At 69.7% G+C, this 19,044-nt stretch carries 14 protein-coding genes, 2 pseudogenes and 1 riboswitch; of the genes and pseudogenes, 11 read left to right on the forward strand and 5 right to left on the reverse strand.

From position 1 onward, the window contains the following. Positions 1-7 precede the first annotated feature (7 nt). The gene (locus ACIQE0_RS10485; RefSeq protein ID WP_402330504.1) at positions 8-832 is read left to right on the forward strand and encodes an SDR family NAD(P)-dependent oxidoreductase; all 825 of its coding nucleotides are present in this window, start codon (positions 8-10) and stop codon (positions 830-832) included. 497 nt (positions 833-1,329) lie between these two features. After that, complete coding sequence (locus tag ACIQE0_RS10490; RefSeq protein ID WP_366331030.1) at positions 1,330-3,261, forward strand: WD40 repeat domain-containing protein; 1,932 nt, start codon at positions 1,330-1,332, stop codon at positions 3,259-3,261. 252 nt (positions 3,262-3,513) lie between these two features. On the opposite strand, the gene ACIQE0_RS10495 is transcribed toward ACIQE0_RS10490, so the two are convergent. Further along, entirely contained in the window at positions 3,514-4,647 is a 1,134-nt protein-coding gene (locus tag ACIQE0_RS10495) for an FAD-dependent oxidoreductase (protein ID WP_402330506.1), read from the reverse strand. Positions 4,648-4,793: 146 nt separating this feature from the next. Between ACIQE0_RS10495 and ACIQE0_RS10500 the strand changes: the two genes are divergently transcribed. Continuing rightward, on the forward strand, positions 4,794-5,549 hold the full coding sequence (locus ACIQE0_RS10500) for a TetR/AcrR family transcriptional regulator (protein ID WP_402330508.1): 756 nt from the start codon (positions 4,794-4,796) through the stop codon (positions 5,547-5,549). Between the two features lie 144 nt (positions 5,550-5,693). On the opposite strand, the gene ACIQE0_RS10505 is transcribed toward ACIQE0_RS10500, so the two are convergent. Continuing rightward, a complete protein-coding gene (locus tag ACIQE0_RS10505; protein WP_366331027.1) occupies positions 5,694-5,981 on the reverse strand; it encodes a hypothetical protein in 288 nt (95 codons plus the stop codon). A 294-nt stretch (positions 5,982-6,275) separates the two neighbouring features. On the opposite strand from ACIQE0_RS10505, the gene ACIQE0_RS10510 reads away from it, so the two are divergent. The 5 genes from ACIQE0_RS10510 (at position 6,276) to ACIQE0_RS10530 (ending at position 9,644) form a co-directional block, all read left to right on the forward strand. Further along, positions 6,276-6,935: a hypothetical protein gene (locus tag ACIQE0_RS10510; protein WP_366331026.1), complete on the forward strand. Its 660-nt coding sequence runs from the start codon at positions 6,276-6,278 to the stop codon at positions 6,933-6,935. A gap of 16 nt (positions 6,936-6,951) precedes the next feature. Next, the gene (locus ACIQE0_RS10515) at positions 6,952-7,896 is read left to right on the forward strand and encodes a TRM11 family SAM-dependent methyltransferase (protein ID WP_402330512.1); all 945 of its coding nucleotides are present in this window, start codon (positions 6,952-6,954) and stop codon (positions 7,894-7,896) included. A gap of 457 nt (positions 7,897-8,353) precedes the next feature. Beyond that, positions 8,354-9,004 (forward strand): flavin reductase family protein, encoded by a 651-nt coding sequence (locus ACIQE0_RS10520; protein WP_402330514.1) that lies wholly within the window; start codon positions 8,354-8,356, stop codon positions 9,002-9,004. A gap of 122 nt (positions 9,005-9,126) precedes the next feature. Beyond that, positions 9,127-9,342 (forward strand): hypothetical protein, encoded by a 216-nt coding sequence (locus tag ACIQE0_RS10525; RefSeq protein WP_402330517.1) that lies wholly within the window; start codon positions 9,127-9,129, stop codon positions 9,340-9,342. 14 nt (positions 9,343-9,356) lie between these two features. Continuing rightward, positions 9,357-9,644: a phage integrase central domain-containing protein gene (locus ACIQE0_RS10530; protein WP_402330519.1), complete on the forward strand. Its 288-nt coding sequence runs from the start codon at positions 9,357-9,359 to the stop codon at positions 9,642-9,644. 197 nt (positions 9,645-9,841) lie between these two features. Here the strand turns inward: ACIQE0_RS10530 and ACIQE0_RS10535 are convergent. Next, a pseudogene (locus ACIQE0_RS10535) lies at positions 9,842-10,310 on the reverse strand (transposase); the annotation flags it as partial. A 288-nt stretch (positions 10,311-10,598) separates the two neighbouring features. Here ACIQE0_RS10535 and ACIQE0_RS10540 point away from each other — a divergent pair. Beyond that, complete coding sequence (locus ACIQE0_RS10540; RefSeq protein ID WP_402330521.1) at positions 10,599-11,315, forward strand: MgtC/SapB family protein; 717 nt, start codon at positions 10,599-10,601, stop codon at positions 11,313-11,315. A gap of 33 nt (positions 11,316-11,348) precedes the next feature. Here ACIQE0_RS10540 and ACIQE0_RS10545 read toward each other — a convergent pair whose 3' ends face one another. After that, entirely contained in the window at positions 11,349-11,648 is a 300-nt protein-coding gene (locus ACIQE0_RS10545; protein ID WP_402330523.1) for a hypothetical protein, read from the reverse strand. Positions 11,649-11,900: 252 nt separating this feature from the next. Beyond that, positions 11,901-12,079: riboswitch (M-box (ykoK) riboswitch) on the reverse strand. Between the two features lie 685 nt (positions 12,080-12,764). Here ACIQE0_RS10545 and ACIQE0_RS10550 point away from each other — a divergent pair. Next, positions 12,765-17,315 carry an HAD-IC family P-type ATPase gene (locus ACIQE0_RS10550; RefSeq protein ID WP_402330525.1) on the forward strand — a complete coding sequence of 1,517 codons (4,551 nt, stop codon included), beginning with the start codon at positions 12,765-12,767 and terminating at the stop codon, positions 17,313-17,315. A 179-nt stretch (positions 17,316-17,494) separates the two neighbouring features. On the opposite strand, the pseudogene ACIQE0_RS10555 reads toward ACIQE0_RS10550, so the two are convergent. Next, positions 17,495-17,916: pseudogene (locus ACIQE0_RS10555) on the reverse strand (chloride channel protein); the annotation flags it as partial. Between the two features lie 215 nt (positions 17,917-18,131). Here ACIQE0_RS10555 and ACIQE0_RS10560 point away from each other — a divergent pair. Further along, positions 18,132-18,623: a MarR family winged helix-turn-helix transcriptional regulator gene (locus ACIQE0_RS10560; RefSeq protein WP_402331051.1), complete on the forward strand. Its 492-nt coding sequence runs from the start codon at positions 18,132-18,134 to the stop codon at positions 18,621-18,623. Positions 18,624-19,044 lie beyond the last annotated feature (421 nt).

Consider the following 19,044-nt stretch of genomic DNA (forward strand, 5'->3'; position numbering starts at 1 on the left):
GAGCACCGTGTTGAAGACCTATGTCATCACCGGCGGCACGGACGGCATCGGCAAGGCCCTCGCGCACACCTACCTGGACCGGGGGCAGGAGGTGGTGGTCGTCGGCCGCAGCGCCGAGAAGGGCAAGGCGTGGCTCGATGCCGCGCGACAACGCGGCGCGGCCGCGCGGGCGCACTTCATCCACGCCGATCTGAGCCTGCTGTCCCAGACCAGGGCAGTGATCGACAGCATCCGGTCGGCCTTTGCGAAAATCGACGCCCTGGTGCTGTGCGCCCGGCACTTCCGGACCACCCGACTGGTCACAGCCGAAGGATTCGAGAACACCTTCGCGCACTTCTACCTCAGCCGATTCCTGCTGAGTCACGGGCTGGCCGACCTGCTCCAATCCGCCCACACTCCGGTCATCCTGAACATCGCGGGGCCCGGTGGCGAAGGAGAGATCCACTGGGAAGACCTGCAACTGGCACGGGGGTACGACGGGCAACGGGCGCTCATGCAGGGCGGGCGGCTCAATGATCTGCTCGGCGTGGCCTTCACCGACGCCCGACCGGAAACGAGGGTGCGGTACGTACTTCTCAACCCGGGCGCGGTCGACACCGGTTTCTCGGGGCAGTACACGCCGGACGTGAGGGCGCAGATCGACGTCATCCGACGGTCGGCCCAACCGGTCCGCGCGGCCATAGTCCCGATCGTCAAGGTTCTGGACGACCCACCCCTCACACCGCTCAGCGCCTTCGTGCGGGACGTGCCGCTCAGCCCACACGGTCCCGCGTTCGCGCTCGGGGAAGCACGACGGCTCCACCTGCTCACCAAGACGCTGTTGGACAACTGAGCCTGGGACGACAAGGGCTGACTGGGCCTTCGTCAACGTCTGGTGGAGCGGGGGTGGTCGCTCCGTGGCCGGGGGGGGCAGCGCGCTCGGGGCGCCGAGCGGCTGACGGCGCCTGGTTGGCGTCCGGCGAGGCGGTCGCCTGTGCTCATGGTCATCGACCGCGGCACCGTGGCCTGGTGTCTGGGGCAAGGTCTCGTAGTCCCGTACCCGACTGCGCGAGCGCACCAGCCCGCTCGGCGTTCCCTCCACCACCTGCCTGCGCGGAAGCCCCCCGGTGGTGCCGCCGGGGCGTTTGGCGATCTCGAAGGCGAGGCACTGTTTCTCGCGTGCCCAGTCGACCAGTCAACCGGTCCAGGCTGCCGGCACAACCGCCACCCGCGCGCACCAGACGGATGGAGAAGTACATCTCGCGCAGCAAAAAGGCCTGATGCGGCGCTCGTCAACGTCGCCGCGTCGGGGAGCCGATACGTCCTCTGTTGAGGGAATGGAATCGAGAGATGACTGAGCTCGACACAACCTCCCACGTCAGCACGCTGAGCGGCCACACCAAGGGAGTGAACGCGGTGGCGTTCTCCCGGGACGGGCGCACCGTGGCCACTGCCAGCGATGACGGCACGGTGCGTCTATGGGACCTGACAGATCGGGACGATCCCCGCCCGCTGGGCGCACCCCTGACCGGCCACACCGGCCCCGTCTACGGCGTGACGTTTTCCTGGGACGGGCACACCCTGGCCAGCGGCGGCTCCGACGCGACGGTGCGGTTGTGGGATGTGGCCGATCGGGATCGGCCCCGCCCGCTGGGCGAACCCCTGGCCGGCCACACCGACTTGGTGTTCGAGGTGGCGTTCTCCCCGGACGGGCGCACCCTGGCCAGTGGCTGCTACGACGGAACAGTGCGGTTGTGGGACCTGACGGACCGGGACGAGCCCTGCCCCCTGGGCGAACCCCTGAGGGGCCACACCAGCAGGGTGTGCGGGGTGGCGTTCTACCTGGACGGGCGCACCCTGGCCAGTGGCGGCGTCGACCAGACGGTGCGGTTGTGGGACCTGACCGACCGGGACCGGCCTCGCCAACTCGACGACGCACCTCTGAACGGCCATACCGGCACGGTGTGGGGGGTGGCGTTCTCCCCGACCGGGTACGTCCTGGCCAGCGGCAGCAGCGACCATACGGCGCGGCTGTGGGAGGTGCATCGTGGGGGCGAGCCCCGTCCGCTGGGCGCACCCCTGACCGGCCACACCGCCTCGGTGTACGGAGTGGCCTTCTCACCCATCAGCTACATCCTGGCCACCAGCAGCGCCGACCGGACAGTGCGGTTGTGGGACGTGACCGACCGGGACGAACCTCGCCCGCTCGGCGAACCCCTGACCGGCCACACCGCCTCGGTGTGGGAGGCGGCGTTCTCCCCGGACGGACGCACCCTCGTCACTGCCAGCAGTGACGCGACGGCGCGTGTGTGGGCCATGCCTGGGACGCCGAGCCAACCCCTGACCGGCCACACCGAGAGCGTGGACGGGGTGGCGTTCTCGCCGGACGGCCGCACCCTCGCCAGTGCCAGCCTCGACCACACGGTGCGGTTGTGGGACGCGAGTGATCGGGACCGCCCTCGGCCACTGGGCGCACCCCTGACCGACCACAACTGCCCGGTAAACGGGGTGGCGTTCGCCCCGGACGGGCGCACCCTCGCCAGTTGCGGCCTCTGGGACAAGGCGGTGCGGTTGTGGGACCTGACCGACCGGGACCGCCCTCGACCGCTGGGCGCACCCCTGACCGGCCACACCAACGCGGTGCACAGAGTGGCGTTCTCTCCCGACAGGCGCACCCTCGCCAGTGCCGGCTGGGACAAGGCGGTGCGGTTGTGGGACCTGACCGACCGGGACCGCCCTCGACCGCTGGGCGCACCCCTGACCGGCCACGACAGCGCAGTGTACGAGGTGGCGTTCGCCCCGGACGGGCGCACCCTGGCCAGTGGCAGCTTCGACGGAACGCTGCGGTTGTGGGACCTGGCCGATCGGGACCGGGCTCGCCCGCTGGGCGCACCTCTGACCGGCCACACCAACATCGTGTCAGGGCTGGCGTTCTCCCCCGACGGGCGCACCCTCGTCAGTGCGAGCTTGAACCGGACGATGCGGTTGTGGGATGTCACGGACCGGGAGCGGCCTCGCCCGCTGGGCGAACCGCTCACCACCCACTTCAGCGTGCACGGGCTGGCGTTCTCCCCCGACGGGCACATCCTGGCCAGTGCCTGTAGCGACAAGACGCTGTGGTTGTGGGACCTGACCGATCGAGACCAACCCCGCCGACTCAGCGCACCCCTGACCGGCCACACCAAGACGGTGGAAGCGGTGGCGTTCTCCCCCGACGGGCACACCCTCGCCAGCGGCAGCGACGACCAGACGGTGCGACTGTGGGCTGTTGCCGCGTCTTGACGCATTCCAGGCGGTGCGGTGCCCTGTCGTTGGACGCCAGCGGATCTGATGGGATCCGCGCCCGCATCGCCAACAGGCCCCGAAAAGTCCGGGTTCCTTGGACGCCCGCTGCTCCTGTCGTCATGCGTTCGTTTTCGACGACAGGGCGGCCGGCCAGGAGAACCGGGCCGGCGACCACCTGTAGCGAGGCCAGCCGGAACACGCAGGAAACGTGCCGTTCGGCCTTGGCGGCGTGACGGGGAGGTTCCGAGCCTATGCCGGCTCGGGTCGTTCCGGGTTGGGGACGAAGGCGGGTAGCGCGGCGAGGCTGTGGCGCACGGCCTCGCCCCCGTACGCGAACATCTGCCGCTCGTAGTCGCCGACCGCGCCGAGGGGGTCTTGGCGGCGCTCGACGGCCTCGATCAGGCAGCGACGCAGCAGGTCGGCATCGCGCAGTGCGGTGTTCGCGCCGTTGCCGCCGGTCGGAGAGGCGGCATGGATGGCGTCACCGAGCAGCGTGACCGGACCGGGCGCCCAGCGCTCGCGGGGCTCGACCACCCGGATGGACAGCAGGGTGCTGTTGTCCGGGTCGGCCTGCTCGATGAGCGCCTGCAGGTCCGGATGCCAGCCCTCCATCCTGGACAGCACGGCCTCCTGAGCGGTCGGGGCGCCGAGCGAGCCGTTCGGTGGCAGGAGCATGGCCCAGCGCACGTAGTCGCGGACATCGGGGAGGGTCACCTCGGGAGCCAGTTCCTCGGCCGCCTGCTTCGGCGGGGTACGGAAACGCATCGCTCCGAGCATCAGGCTCACCCCGTCCCCGGCGATCTTCGAACCGAAGGCCGGCGCCAGGGAGGCAAAGCGCTCGGTCAGCGGCGTACGGCCGATGACGAACCGATTGCCGGTGTCGGTCGCGGTGGTCTGCGGCGAGAGCACCGCGCGGACGGCGGAGCCGACCCCGTCCGCCCCGACGAGCAGGTCGGCGGTGGTCGGTTCACCGTGCGCGAACCGGGCTTCGACCTTGCCGTCGTCCAGCACGTCGTAGCCGGTCAGTGCGGCCCCGGTGCGCACGGCGAGTCCGGTCAGCAGCAGGTGCCGCAGCACGTGCCGGTCGATCACGATCCCGGTCCTGCCGGGGCCGAGCTCCCCGATCCGATTCAGCTGCGGGTCCAGGATCAGCTGCTCGGCATAGGCGTCACCGACGATCGCGTCCAGCAGCGGGTGCCAGCGCAGCGGCAGACATCCGCGCAGCGCCTCGAACCCCGTCGGGCTCAGCACGAGCCGATAGCCCTGGAACCGCGCAGTGATCGCCGGGTCCCGCTCGTACACGTCGGCCTCGATCCCGGCACCACGCAGACCCTGTGCCAGGCACAGACCTCCCAGACCAGCTCCGACCACGGCAACTCGCATCACACACCCCCTGAACAGACTTCCCGAACCCCGCCTCAAGACCTGAGCAGGGGATACCCGAACCATGAAGATACGAACTTAGTTCGTAACGCACGATCTAAGCTCTACTTGACGAACTTAGATCGTGTCAAGCTATGGTGATCGTTATGCCCTCCGATCCCCGGCAACGCCGAGCAGCTCGTCACGCCCAGCCCGCCGGGGAACCCTCAGCGGCGTCACCACGCAAGAAGCCCATCACGGTCGACCGGATCACCGACGCCGCCCTGCAGGTCGTGGCCACCGAGGGCTACGAGGCACTGACCATCCGTCGAGTCGCCGCGCTACTCGGCACCGGGCCGTCGTCGCTGTACGCGCACATCGTCAGCAAAGAGGACATCGACGATCTGCTCGTCGGCCGGCTCTGCTCCGAGGTCGCGCTGCCCGAACCGGACCCGGCCACATGGCGCAAGCAGATCCGCGACGTGTACGCGCAGATCCGCGACCAGTACCTGAAATACCCCGGAGTCTCCCGCGCCGCCCTGGGCACAGTCCCGACCAACCTCTCCACGTTGCGGGTCAAGGAAGGGCTCATGGCGATCCTGCTCGCCGGCGGAATCGCACCGCAGAACGCCGTCTGGGTACTCGATGCCCTGTCCCTCTACGTCAGCGCCTACGCCCTGGAGCAGTCGCTGGTCCAGCAGCGGCGCAAAGACCCGGACCAGGAATGGGTCTTGGGCCGCGAAGAGCTGATCCGCCGGTTCACCGCACTGCCGGCCGACACGTTTCCGCAGACCCGACGCCATGCCGCCGAGCTGACCTCCGGCACCGGACACGAGCGGTTCGACTTCACCCTCGGACTGATACTGGACAACCTCACCCAGCTCCAGCCCCAACCGGCGCCGGCATCCGACACCGCCGGATGAACGCCGCAGCGCGAGACGGATCTGTACCGGTGCAACTCCCCATCACGGAAGTAGCACCTGACGAGTTGGCGTGACTGCCTCGGTTGCGGCGGTTGAAGAGGTCCGGCCGGTCGAACCGGCGGCGGATCCGTTGGAACGCCCGCGCTACCCGAAGTCGCGGCCGGCTCGGGCCACCAGGAGCAGACGGTCCAGGCCGGCCGCGACGGCGCCCTTCGGCGCCCAGGCCGCTGCGCCGAAGCCGGAGACGGCCGATTCCTCACCGCGCAGCTGGGTGCAGTCGACGTCGAGCGCGGCGTCGTACGCCTCGGCCTGGATGCCGAGTTCGCGGGTGCTGTACTCGCCGAACCGTTCGACGTGCCCGGTCAGGTACGGGGAGACCTGTGCACGATGCGCCCCGTCCCCGGGTCCGCAACAGCGAAGCCGCGACTGCACCGATCGAGTGTCGAACAAAGAAAATTTCCGCGGCACTCGTGCTCCCCCTCAAGGAGCAGTGAAAGCAGTGGCTCGGCGATGACCCGCTGGTGGTCCGCAACTGGCCCGCGGTACCGATGAGCTGGAGAGACGCGACCACGCGAGCAGTCCACGTCCCGTTCGGTGCCGGCAGCCCGCAGTCGCATCCACGGTTCGAACATCCGCGATGGCGATGTCAAAACCGCCCGCCGGCATCTCTATTACTTCATGTCAGCACCAGACGGACTCGATCCCACTCTCCGGCGCCACTTGCCGATGTCCACCACCCCGCCCCACGCCTCGCACACCACCCGACCTCACGCCACCCACCCCCTGCCCACCACCATCTGGCTCCCCTCCCTCGACGAGCCCCAGATCGCGCCCGCCTCCGGCACCGTCCTCCCCCAGTGGGCCATCGACCGGGTCCGGACCGTGTTCACCACCCGAGCCGGTCAACAGCCCGCGCCGCTGCTCAAGATCTCCGTACGGGACACCGAGCCGGGCATGGACGCCCGCACCCCCGTCATCACCTACACCGACGGCACCCCCAGCACGCTCTCGCTGCTGCTGGCCGAGCTCCACCCCGACGTCCTCCCCGACCCCACCACCCGCCCCGCATACGGCGACATCAGCGAGATGCCCGGCGCGATGGAGGACGGCTGGCCCGGCTTCTTCCACCGCGCCCACCGGCTCCTGCCCGCCGACGGACTGCTCCTGCTGGCCACCCGTCAACGCCGGGACGGGGGCATCCTCACCGACCCGCTCGGCTCGCTCATCGCCTGCGCCCGCACCGCCGGCTTCCGCTACCTCCAGCACATCATCGTCGCCCACGCACACCCCGCCGACGACCGCCTCATCCCCACGCCACCCGCCGACGCCAGCCCCGGCGTCGCCCACAGCGACCTGGTCGCCCTCACCGCCATCCACCCCGCCTGAGCCAAGGAGCCCCCTCGTGACACCCTCCCCCTCGGTGTGGAACACCGCCCCCACCTCCGCCCCCGCCCAACGCAAAGACCGCTACGCCCCCGGCTCATCGGCCCACCCGGCCAAGATGCTCCCCGCCGTCGCCGCCCACGCCATCCGCACCCACACCCAACCCGGCGACCTGGTCCTCGACCCCATGTGCGGCATCGGCACCACCCTTGTCGAAGCCCTCCACCTCGGCCGCAACGCCCTCGGCATCGAATACGAACCGAAGTGGGCCGCCCTCGCCTCCCTCAACGCCCGTACCGCCGCGCAGGACTGCGGCGGTACGGAAACCGGCATCGTCCACTGCGGCGACGCCCGCCACCTCACCGAACTCGCTCCACCCGCCATCCGCGGCAAGGTCGACCTCGTGGTCACCTCACCCCCCTACGGCTCCAGCGTCCACGGACAGGTCCGCTCCACCCGGGAATCCGGCGAATCCGGCGTCATCAAAAAGAACTTCCGCTACAGCCACGACCGCGCCAACCTCGCCCACGTCCCCACCACCCACCTCATCGAGGCCTTCACCGAGATCCTCGCCCAGTGCCGCACCATGCTCCGCCCCGGCGGCACCGCCGTCGTCACCACCCGCCCCTGGCGCGAACGCGGCGAACTCATCGACCTCCCCTCCGCCGTCCTCACCGCCGGCAGGACAGCCGGCCTCGTCCCCACCGAACGCTGCGTCGCCCTCCTCGCCGGCATCCGCAACAGCCGCCTGGTCACCCGCCCCTCGTTCTTCCAGATGAAGAACGTCCGCGACGCCCGCCGACAGGGCATCCCCCTCTCCGCCGTCCAGCACGAGGACGTCCTCATCTTCACCAAGCCCGCAACCAGAACCGGCAAGCCCTGCCCCAGGAAAGCCAACTCGACCTGCCCGAAGGCCCTGAGCTGCCGAACCTGCCCCCTCAGAACCCGTCGCCGTGACAGCTAAAGACGCCGACCGACGCATCGACGTCCGCACCGGCACCGTGGGCGTCCGGTCATCGACTCCGCCCCCGTCACCAACCCACCCGACCCCATGAATGAGCAGGCACGGCGGACGACTGGCCTTCCTCCGGCAACGGAGGTCCCACGGACCACGGCCGTCCGCCGTGCCCGCGCCCTGAGCGAACCCGCCAGGGTCAACACCGCTGCCACGTAGGCCACTTCGCACGACGGCCCACTCCCCCGCCCTGTCGCGAGCGCCACGCAAACAGGAAGCGATGCGCCATCCGGTTCGGACCGTTCCGAGACCGACAAGACGCACATAGCGATCCTGCGCCGGCAGTTCGGCCACGGCGGCCATGACCCCGGCCCGCGAGGTGCGCGCAACGGCGTCCGTCCCGGTTCACCCTCCACCCAAGACATTTCGGCGAACGCCGAATGATCTCCGCCCTACCGTCAGGCCCATGAACTCCGCGACACCCAGCACCAGGCCCAACGACACATCGACCGACCACGTGACCATCACGCCGAGCATCCTGTACTTCGGAACACCCGTCGTGCTGCTCTCGACAGAGAACGAGGACGGCTCCGTCAATCTCGCGCCGATGTCCTCGGCCTGGGCGCTGGGGCAAGTGATCGTCCTCGGAATGGGCGTCGAGTCGCAGACCGCACACAACCTCCGCAGCCGTCACGACCTGGTGGTCAACCTCCCCGCGCCCGCTCAGTGGCCGGCGGTGGAACGGCTCGCGCCGCTGACCGGGCGCACTCCGATACCCCAGCCCAAACGCGCGACCTTCCGCTTCGAGCCGGACAAGTTCACCGCTGCCGGCCTGCGGCCTGAACCGTCCGAGCTGGTCCGACCGCCCCGGGTCGCCGAATGCCCCCTCCAGCTCGAATCCCGCGCAGCCCAGGTCCGAACCGACGCGACCGGAGCCTTCCTCATCGTCGAAGCCCACGTGCTCAAGGTCCACGCCGATCCGAGGATCGTCATCCCTGGTTCCCAACACATCGACCCCGGCGCCTGGAGTCCGCTGATCTACAACTTCCGCCACTACTACGGACTCGGGCCGGAACTCGGCCACAGCTTCCGCTCCCAGACCCGACGCAGCTTCTGACCCGCCCGAACGCCGGCGACCAGGTGTAGTCCATGTGATCGTCATACGGTGAAATGGCAGGTCAGGGCTATGATGCCTGCCTTCAAGTCAGCAAGAAGTCAGCATCAGAGCAAGGAGGCTACATGAAGCCGATCTCACTGGGCCGTGGCATGGGGTCGCTGTTCAAGACGTGCGACTGTTCGAGACCGACTCGCTGCCAGCACGAGTACACGATCCGCTATCGGAGCGCTGCCGGCAGGCAGACGGAGGAAGGCGGGTACGTCACGCAAGATGACGCCAAGGACGCGCTACCCAAAATCTACCTCGCCAAAAAAACCAAAGCCGCCCCAGCAGCATAGACGCCATATCACGTTTGACCTTCGAGGAATACGCCGAAGATTGGATTCGTCGCCAATCCCGCGGGTGGGCCCAGAACAGCGAGAAGCGCGTCCGCTCAGACATGCGCACCCACATAATCCCACGCCTGGGGTCACGCAAAGTGGGGACCTTCACATCCATAGCCCTTGACGACTTCATCCTCTCCATGGCACAAGGCAAACGAGATCCTGCGCTCGACGGTAGGCGGCAGGAATCTCACCGAGGGCGCCTTCGGCCACCCCCGCCTGCAGCAACACATACCCGCGTTCCACCTGCTCGTTGAGCCTCTCCAGCATCTGCCCCACCCCAGACACATCATGACCCGCTACGGGAAGATCATCTCAGCAGCCAGCTCGCCGGGGTAAGCAAAACCCGGCCACAGGCCATCAGTTCGACGGCCGCACACCGACCAGGCGCGCCACGTGCCTCCGGCACGGCACGGGATGACCACCGCAGCAGTGACCGATGCGCGACTCAAGGGGACTGGCTGAGATCTCGGAAGGACGTGCGCCTGGCCGCACCCACAGCCTTGATCCGCCGCACTTGCCGGCCAAGCTTGCGTACCCCGTGCTCCAGCAGATCAGCGTCTGTGGGGTGGTCGATATCGGCTTCGATCACCATGATGTCGATGCACGGCTTGCGGCATCGCAGCAGCTTGTCAGCAGCGTGGCGTTGAGCTGCTCGACGGTGTGCATCCGGCTGCGGCATCAGCTTGATCAAGGTGGTCGGGTGCGACCTAGGACGTCAGTGGGATCCGGCAGAACCGCCTCCAGCTCAAGGAGTCCGTCACCTCACGGCACAGCGTCTCGCATCCGAGCTGATAGCGGTGCTTGAGATATAGCAGCCGCACCGGCGTCTCGACCGGGATAGACGGCCGCCCCAGCCTTTCGGCGAGTACTACGCGCTGTGGGGCGACGAACCGCTCGTCGTCCAGATACGCGTCGATAGGCCGGCTATCAGGTGGAGCTGGGATCGTGGGAAGACCCTGGCCTTTGCGTCGTTCCATCGAGCCATGTCGCCGTTCATGGCGAACGGGCTGTGGAGGCGAGCCCGAGGTATGTCCAACGGTTCAGTATCTGGCGGTGAGTCGCCGATATAGGAGCTAGTACGGGAAAGGTGTCAAGGGTGAGGGGAGCGGATCATGGCCGTCATCGATGAGTGGCCGTTGGTGGACAACGTCATCGCCGGGCTCGGCTTCGGTGCCGTCATTGGCCTGGAGCGGCAGTAGCGGGCCAGGATGGCCGGGCTGCGGACGAATGCGCTGGTGGCCGCCGGGTCGGCGCTCTTCGTCCTGTTGTCCAACTACGGCTTCACCCAGGCCACCAGTACCGTCGGCTACGACGGTTCTCGGGTCGCGTCCCAGATCGTCTCCGGTATCGGCTTCCTCGGAGCCGGTGTCATCATCCGGGACGGGTTGAGCGTGCGCGGACTCAACACCGCGGCCACGCTGTGGTGTTCGGCAGCGGTGGGTCCCCTGGCCGGTACGGGTCTGTACGTCCTGGCGGGCCTCGGGACGGTCACCGTGTTGGGCGCCAACCTGCTGCTGCGGCCGCTGGGCCGGCGTTTGGACCGGGAGCCGCGCGGCGGCGCGGAGATCACCACCGACTACTACTTCGAGGCGGTGTGCAGAGAGCAGGAGGAGGCGCACATCAGGGCCCTGATCGTCCAGGCCCTCGCCGGGCCAGGCTTCCAGCTGCACTCGGTGTTCAGCCGCGACGCGCAGGCGGGGAAGGTCACGGTCGCCGCGGAGCTCACCACGGAGCGTCGTGATGACTCCCTTCTGGAAGCTGCCGTCAGCCGGCTGTCGTTGGAGCCTGCGGTCTCCGCGGTGAGCTGGACCGCGATCGGCCACTCGGACGAGAGCGAGGGCGACTTCCCTGCCGACGAGGCGCCCCACCGCCGGTTCCGACGCTTCTTCACCGGCTGGGGACGCGGGGGAGCACCACGGCGGTAGTCGCGTATCGGTGAACGCGTTCGTTGCACGGGCTCACGCGAGCTTTGGGACGTGTCCGACCTGCATGGGGAACGGGGTTTCGTCGGGGCCGTGTTCTGAGATTCGTGCATCGCTCTCGAGTGTCTGCTGCACGATGTGGACGGCCAGCGGGAGTATCAGGCGGGCGAGCAGGCCCGCGCCGGCGGCGTCGGCCGCGCCGGCGAGGAGGGGCCCTGCGTAGGTCAACACCCGCTGCAGGGTGGGGCGGAGCGAGTCGGAGCTGAGGTCGGGTAGGGCGAAGGTGAGGGTGAGGCAGGCGTTGGCAGCGTTCGGCCACGTCAGTTGGATGCGCACGGCGGTCTCCAAGCAGGACGTACCCGGTCGCGGACGGGCGCACGGACCACCGCACGGCGTGCCTGGGAACCCTGCAGGCAGGGTGGCAATGGGGTGGGCGTCGGTGGCGGTGTCAGCGACGGGTGGGTGCTGATGGGTGAGTTGGGCTGGAAGCGGGTTCCGGACTATGCCAGGGACTCAAGCCCCTCACCTCCTCGCGGCCTGGGCACTCGTGGGTGCCTGGTATGGGCCGAGGAGCCTCCGCGACGCGGGAAGGCACCTCTCTCGTCGCGGTTTCAGCACTGCGCGGCGTAATCCTGGCCGAGGTTGGCCGGGTAGCCACTTGGGCGCACCCCTTAATCCGGGGTGAGCTGTCCTGCCCCGGGGCGTCTCTCGACGTTTGGGGTCAGTGGCCTGTGTCCGCGCAGACGCCTCGCCCAACGAGGTGCTGTACGCATCGAGAATCACGAAGGCGCAGGGGTGCTGTCAAGACGCGTTTGGGGAAACTCGGAGCGGCGCAGGTTAACGCCAGTGGGCCGGTTTGAATGGAAACCGTGTCCTTACCTGGAACAGGAGATGTCATGAGTGAGAGCGCCCATATACCGCCTTCGTCCTCGTCGCTGCCGGCCGGAGGGTCCGGCCCGTTGGGAGCGGTGTGGGCGGTGTTGGACCGCGTGCCCGGTGCCCGCCTGGTGAGGGGTGCCGTGAACGGGACGTTGGACGTGGTCGGTTCGGTGTCTCCTCGGGCACGGCGGACCGCGGTGTATGCCGGTGCGGGCCTCCTGGGTGTGGCGGGGCTCGTCGAGTGGCCGGTTGCGGTGGCAGGTGCCGCGGCGGTGTGGCTGACGCAGCAGCGTCCCAAGAACGGTGGGGCGCACGCCGCGCCGACCGGTGAGCGGCAGGGTTCGTCTGTGGTTGCCGCCGCTTCCCCGAAGCGGGCGAAGGGCGCGTCAAAGAGCCCGTCATCCCAGGGGCGGCGGCGCGATGGTGCGGTGCCGATCGACGTCGAAGAGCCCTTGGGCCAGACGGCCGGCTGACGGCCGGACAGTAGTCGTCGGTTGCCCGGCCGTCCCGGGCGCAGTGTCCCTTCTCCGCACCTGGTCATGACGGGTGTGGACGTCTCATGAGAGTAGGACAGTGGTTCTGCGTTTGTTAACCGGCTTACCCGTGGCCGGTCTTGGGCCCGTACTCGCCCTTCCGGGACGGGCCGTGGCTCGTCTGGCTGAACCGGTCGACGTGCTGAGGCGCGGGACGGCCGAGCTGGCGTCGGCCGGTGTGCGCACTGCGGCGGACGGAGCGGCCGAGGCATCGGCGACGGCTGTGCGCGTGGCGCGGGTGGCCCGTAGCGCGCTTGTTCCCAGCGATGGTCGCTGGCGCGCCGGCAGCCGGCTCCAACTGCCGTTGCAGCCGCGCCCCGAAGCCACCGCCGCGCTGACGCTGGAGGAGGCCGCGCAGAAGGTAGCGGCCGCCTTGCTGGAGCAGCCTGACGTGCTTCTCGCCTACTGGGACAGCGGTCTGTCCCGGTTGGTGGTGCGGGTGACGGAGGAGGGTGTGGTCGGCGCGGTGGAGCGCCGGGCGAAGGAGTTGGCCACCCGGTACGGGCTGGAGGACTCCGGTGGCAGCGACGAGCTCTGCCTGGTGCATCCGGGAGGCGTCGGTGAGGTGCGGGCCGCGGCTGTCATCCTGGCCTGTGACGCGGCGGGAATCGCCACGGCGCTGACGGCGCAGGTGATGCGGTTGCAGAAGTCGCCGCGGCTGGTCACCGCGGCGGTGACGTTGCTGCGGGAGGACTCCCGGGTGCGGGGGCTGCTGCGCCGCCGGCTCGGCGCGACCGGCACGGACCTGGTCTTGGCCGCGGTCAACGCCACCTCACACGGCCTGGGTCAGTCGCCGACCGCGCTCGTGCTGGACGGTGCCGTGCGAACAGGCCAGTTGGTGGAGGCGTTGGCCCGGGCTGCTGCGTTCGACGCCGCGCACGACAGCCTGTGCACTCCGGACCGGGCGAGCCTGTCCGGATCCGGGCTGCCCAGGCCAGGACTGCGACGGAATCCGGGCGAGGAGTACGCCGACACCGCGGTCACCGGCAGCCTGGTGGGGGCGGCCGCGACGCTGGTGTTCACCCGTAGCCTGGCCGGTGCCGCGGAAGCGGTCCTGGCCGGGTCGCCCAAGGCGGCACGCTACGGCCCGGCGGTCTTCACGGCCGCTCTGGGCAGCGCCCTGGCCCAGGGCGACGTGCTGGTCCGCAGCGTTGAACGGCTGTGCCAACTGGAGCTCGTGGACACAGTCGTTCTCCACCCCAGCGCGCTGCGCGGGCGGCGGCGGGTGGTCCTCGATGTCGACCCGGGCCCGTCTTCGTGGGACCACGACCGGCTCTGGCACGCCGCGACCGCGGCACTGCGCGGCGCCGAGTCAGCAGCGGACGACGTCAACTCTGCGGCACTGAGCCTGCGTTTGACGTCCGACCGCGAATCACCGGACGCCGCTTCGATGGTCGCGTCCGCGGGCGGGGAGGACGTCGGCACGGTGCTCGTCGGGTGGGAGCTCGACCCGCTCGCCGAGGCAGTGCTGGACGCCGCCCGCCGGGCCGGTCTGAACGTCGTGATGGTGGATGACCCCTCGCTCGGCGACTTCGCCGCGCTGGCGGACACCGTCGTCGCCCCCGAGCGGCCGCTGGCGGAGGTCGTGCGCGAGCTCCAGCAGGACGGCAGCGTGGTGGCAACCCTGACGCGGATCGGCCACGAGGACACCAAAAGCCATGAGGTGCTTGAGGGGCTGCTGGCCGGTGACCTCGCCGTGTCCGTCACCGACGAGCGCAGCGCCGTGGTCTGGGGTGCCGACGTCCTTGCGATGAACGGCCTTGAGGGGGTGTGGCGGTTGCTGGCAGCCGTGCCCGCCGCACGGGCCGTAAGCGCTCGCTCCAAGGTACTCGCCCAGTCGGGGGCAGCGTTGTCCGGTCTCTTGGTGGTCACGGGAGGCTCGCCCGCCCGCCGTCTGCTGCTCCCGGCCGGGGTCCGGCTCAGCCCCGTCAACGCCGCTGCCGGCGCCGCCCTGTACTCGGGGTGGAGAGCCGCCTACGGTGTGATCAGCCGCCAAGTGCCCCGCCCGGGACCCCGCGTGCCCTGGCACGCCCTGCAACCCGACGAGGCGCTCTCCCGCCTCGCCAACACCCCCCGGAGCACACCCACCGTGCTGGCCAGGCTGCGCACACGCACGGACGCCGCAACCCAACTGCCACTCTTCGCCCCGGCACGCATGACAATGTCCTTGGTCACGGCCGTGCGCGCGGAACTTGATGACCCGCTCACCCCCGTACTCGCGGTCGGCGCGGCGGCCTCGGCCGTTCTCGGCTCCAGCGTGGATGCGCTCCTGGTCACCGGGGCGTTGGGAATGAACGCCGTGGTGGGCGGGGTACAGCGGTTGCGTGCCGAACGGGCCCTGGCGGAACTCTCGGTGGGGCAGCGACAGACGGCCCGGCGCATCGTCGATGCCCGCACCGGGGCGACGGCGGTCGTCGACGCCGTCCAGCTCAGGCCGGGCGATGTGATCGAGCTGGTCACCGGCGACGTCGTGCCCGCCGACGCCCGACTGCTGGCAGCCGTCGACATGGAGGTGGACGAATCCGCCCTGACGGGCGAGTCGTTGCCGACCCGCAAGCAGGTGGCCGCCACACCCCGGGCAGCCGTGGCGGACCGCAGCTGCATGACCTACGAAGGCACCACCGTGGTCGCCGGCCACGGCCGGGCCGTCGTGGTGGGCACCGGCGACCAGACCCAGGCCGGCCGCGCCTCCTGTCTGGCCGCCCGCGCCCCGGCCGCCGCAGGCGTACAGGCACGACTGCAGGAACTCACCAAGAAGGTCCTCCCGCTCACCCTCGCCGGCGGGGTGGCCGTCACCGCACTGTCCCTGCTGCGCGGCCGACCGGTCCGTGAAGCCGTCGGCGGCGGCGTGGCGGTGGCCGTGGCAGCGGTCCCCGAGGGCCTCCCCCTCGTGGCAACAGTCGCGCAAATGGCCGCCGCCCGCAGACTCAGCCGACGCGGAATCCTGGTGCGCACCCCCCGCACCCTGGAAGCACTGGGCCGCATCGACACCATCTGCTTCGACAAGACCGGCACCCTCACCGAGAACCGCCTCCACGTCGTACACCTCGTCACCGCCGAAGGCACCACCCACGCCGCCGACGCTCCCGAAGCCACCGTGGTGCTGCGGGCCGCCGCCCGCACCTGCCCCCACCCCGACGAGTCCGGCGCGCACGCACACGCCACCGACGAAGCCGTGCTGACCGCGGTCCCGGACGACCCGGACTGGACCCAGACCGACGCCCGCCCCTTCGAAGCCAGCCGCGGCTACGCCGCCGCCGTCGGGCGCACCGCGGATGACGACGCGCACCTGCTGGTGGTCAAGGGTGCACCGGAGATCGCGCTTGCGCACTGCGCCCACGTGCCTGCCGACGCGGAAGAAAGCGCGCAGACCCTGGCGGGACGCGGACTGCGCGTGCTGGCGGTCGCCCAACGCCGGCTCGCTCCCGACGAGATGTCCACCGTGCTGGAAGAGCCCCTGGCGGAACTGGAGTTCCTGGGGTTCGTGGCGCTGGCCGACACTCCACGGGCCGCATCCGCGCCCCTGGTGGCCGGGTTGCGCCGGGCCGGACTCCGGCCGGTGATCCTCACCGGTGACCATCCGCAGACCGCCCGCGCCATCGCGGTGGCCCTGGGCTGGCCCCAGGACGTCACCGTCGTCACCGGCGCTCGACTCTCCGCCCTGGACCGGGCGGGCAGAGCCGAACTGCTGCGGGACTGCGGCGTGGTGGCCCGCGTCGCCCCGGAACAAAAGCTCCAGGTCATCGAGGCACTCCGGGAAGCAGGACGCGTCGTGGCCATGGTCGGCGACGGCGCCAACGACGCCGCGGCCATCCGCGCCGCCGACGTCGGCATCGGCATCGCCGCCCGCGGCTCGGCGGCAGCCCGCAACGCAGCCGACCTGGTCATCACCGGAGACGAACTCTCCGTCCTCGTCGACGCCGTAGCCGAGGGCCGGGCCCTGTGGCGCAGCGTGGCCGACGCCATCAGCATCCTGATCGGCGGTAACTTCGGAGAAGTCGGCTTCACCGTCCTCGGTACCCTGATCGACGGCACCTCCCCACTCTCCGCACGCCAGTTGCTCCTGGTCAACCTGCTCACCGACATGTTCCCGGCCATGGCCGTGGCCGTCACACCACAGGACGCGGAGCCAGATGAGGAAACGTTCCAGCCCGGCGTATCCCCCGTCGGCGTCACGGCACTTGGGGCTCCACTGACCCGCCAGATCCGCCAGCGCGGCGTGGTCACCGGGCTCGGCGCCACAACGGCATGGCTGATCGGCCGCCTCACCCCGGGCTCGGCACGGCGCACCAGCACCATGGCCCTGTGCGGAGTGGTCGGAGCCCAACTCACCCAAACCATCAGAGGTCGACAGACCAGCCCCCTGGTCCTGGCGACCACCATCGGCTCCGCCCTCGTCCTCGCCGGCATCGTCCAAACACCGGTGGTCAGCCACTTCTTCGGCTGCACCCCGCTGGGCCCCGTGGCCTGGACGGGAGTCGGTGCCGCAGTCGGCACCGCCACACTCTCCCCCTGGCTGCTACCACCCGCCGAACAGCTACTGACCCAACTGACGGACAAACTACGACCGGTCGTACAGATCACCCACTGACCGGCGGCCCGCGATTCCGGCACGGCGCACAGCAACAGCATTGCTTCGTGCCGGACAACCCGCAGTGATACTCGGTGCGTTCAGGGCTGCTTCGCGGGCCAGTTGGATCACCAACCGCCCCACTGTGGCGACGTGGCCGTCCGCGACGAGCTCGACCTACTTTGACAGAGAGGGGTGGGAACCTTCGCCACGCGGCCCAGCGTGGAGCCGAGGGCGGAGCCGATCTGAACGATGGGCCCCTCCCGTCCGACGGAGCCGCCGGAACCGATGCACAGCGCGGAGGCGAGCGCCTTGACGACGCAGACCTGGGGGTTGATCCGCCCGCCGCGCTGCGCGACCGCGAGCATCACCTCAGGCACACCGTGCCCACGGGCCTCCTTGGCGAACCGGTCAACCAACGGCCCGTACAGCAACCCGCCCACGACAGGGGCTACGACGACGAAGAACGGACCGAGCCAGGGCACGTGAGGGTTCGCGCTGCCGCCAGCACTCGCGTAGTCGGCGTGGCCGGAGAAGAGGTGGGTGAACGTCGCGTGATGAGCCAGCGGAAGGCGACCGAGCCAAGCCCGGCACCGGCGCCCACCACAACTGCGAGCACCAACACGCCCCACGGCGCCCCGCGCAGTCGCGCTACCGAGAAGGTGGGTCGAGCCTCGTCGACCGGTGTCCGGATGGCGGAATCATCTGGGGAGGCCGCGTCTCTTCCGGTCATACTTTTCATCTCCTCGCTCTTTTTGCATTATGCAAACACTGTCAAGTGCGCGTGCGTGCGAGGTAGAAAGGAACGTGATCAAACGCGAGGGGAAGGCATCGGAGATGGCGGATGTGGACGCGGTCACCCGCGCGGTACTCACCGCCTCGCGCGTTCTGGTCGGCGTCTCCGCGCGCTCCCTGGCCGCCACCGAAGACACGGTCACACTGCCCCAGTTCCGCCTACTGGTGACACTGTCCGTGCACGACGACACCAACCTCTCCGCCGTGGCCGAACTCCTGGGCGTCAACCCCTCCACGGCGATGCGCATGATCGACCGGCTCACCACCGCCGGCCTGACCAAACGGCACCCCAACCCCGCCAACCGACGGGAATCCCTGATCCAACTCACCGAAGACGGGCGCCGGATCGTCGACGAGGTCACCGCCCGCCGCCGCGCGGAAATCGCCACCATCGTCAGCCACATGGACCCCGCCCACGGCCAGGCCCTCATCGACGCCCTCACCGCCTTCGCCCACGCCGCGGACGAACCAGCCGCCCCCACCACCGGACCGGACGCCTACCCCCTGGGCTGGACCGACAGCACCACCGGCTGACGCACCACCACACTCCCCCCCACCCGGCTCATGCGGGAGACGGGCGCGAGCGTGCTCCGATCCACGCGACACCATCGGAAACCAACGACACAAACGGAAAGCGGAGTTGCGGTCCGCCCCATCCATGCACCAGCGGGCGACGGGCACGCAACAACGGGCCGACAATACCGACAGGACGATGGGCAGCGCCCGACCCATCACCATCCCGTACAACGGCACGCCTGGATGCGAGACCCCAGGCAATCAAGAGTGCGGTAGCCGCCGCCAGCGGATGCGCGACCCGGGCCCACACAGGCAAGAAGCGGGCCCCATCCACGCTGACCTCCTGTGCCGCTCTGGGCGAGAAGGCCCCCGTTGCGCAAAACATCCGGCTCGTCACTCCACAGTCCAAACGCCGCCAGGCAGACCAGACCGCAGACGA

Origin of the sequence: Streptomyces sp. NPDC093097, from assembly GCF_044754325.1 — a bacterium.
GTDB lineage: Bacteria > Actinomycetota > Actinomycetes > Streptomycetales > Streptomycetaceae > Streptomyces.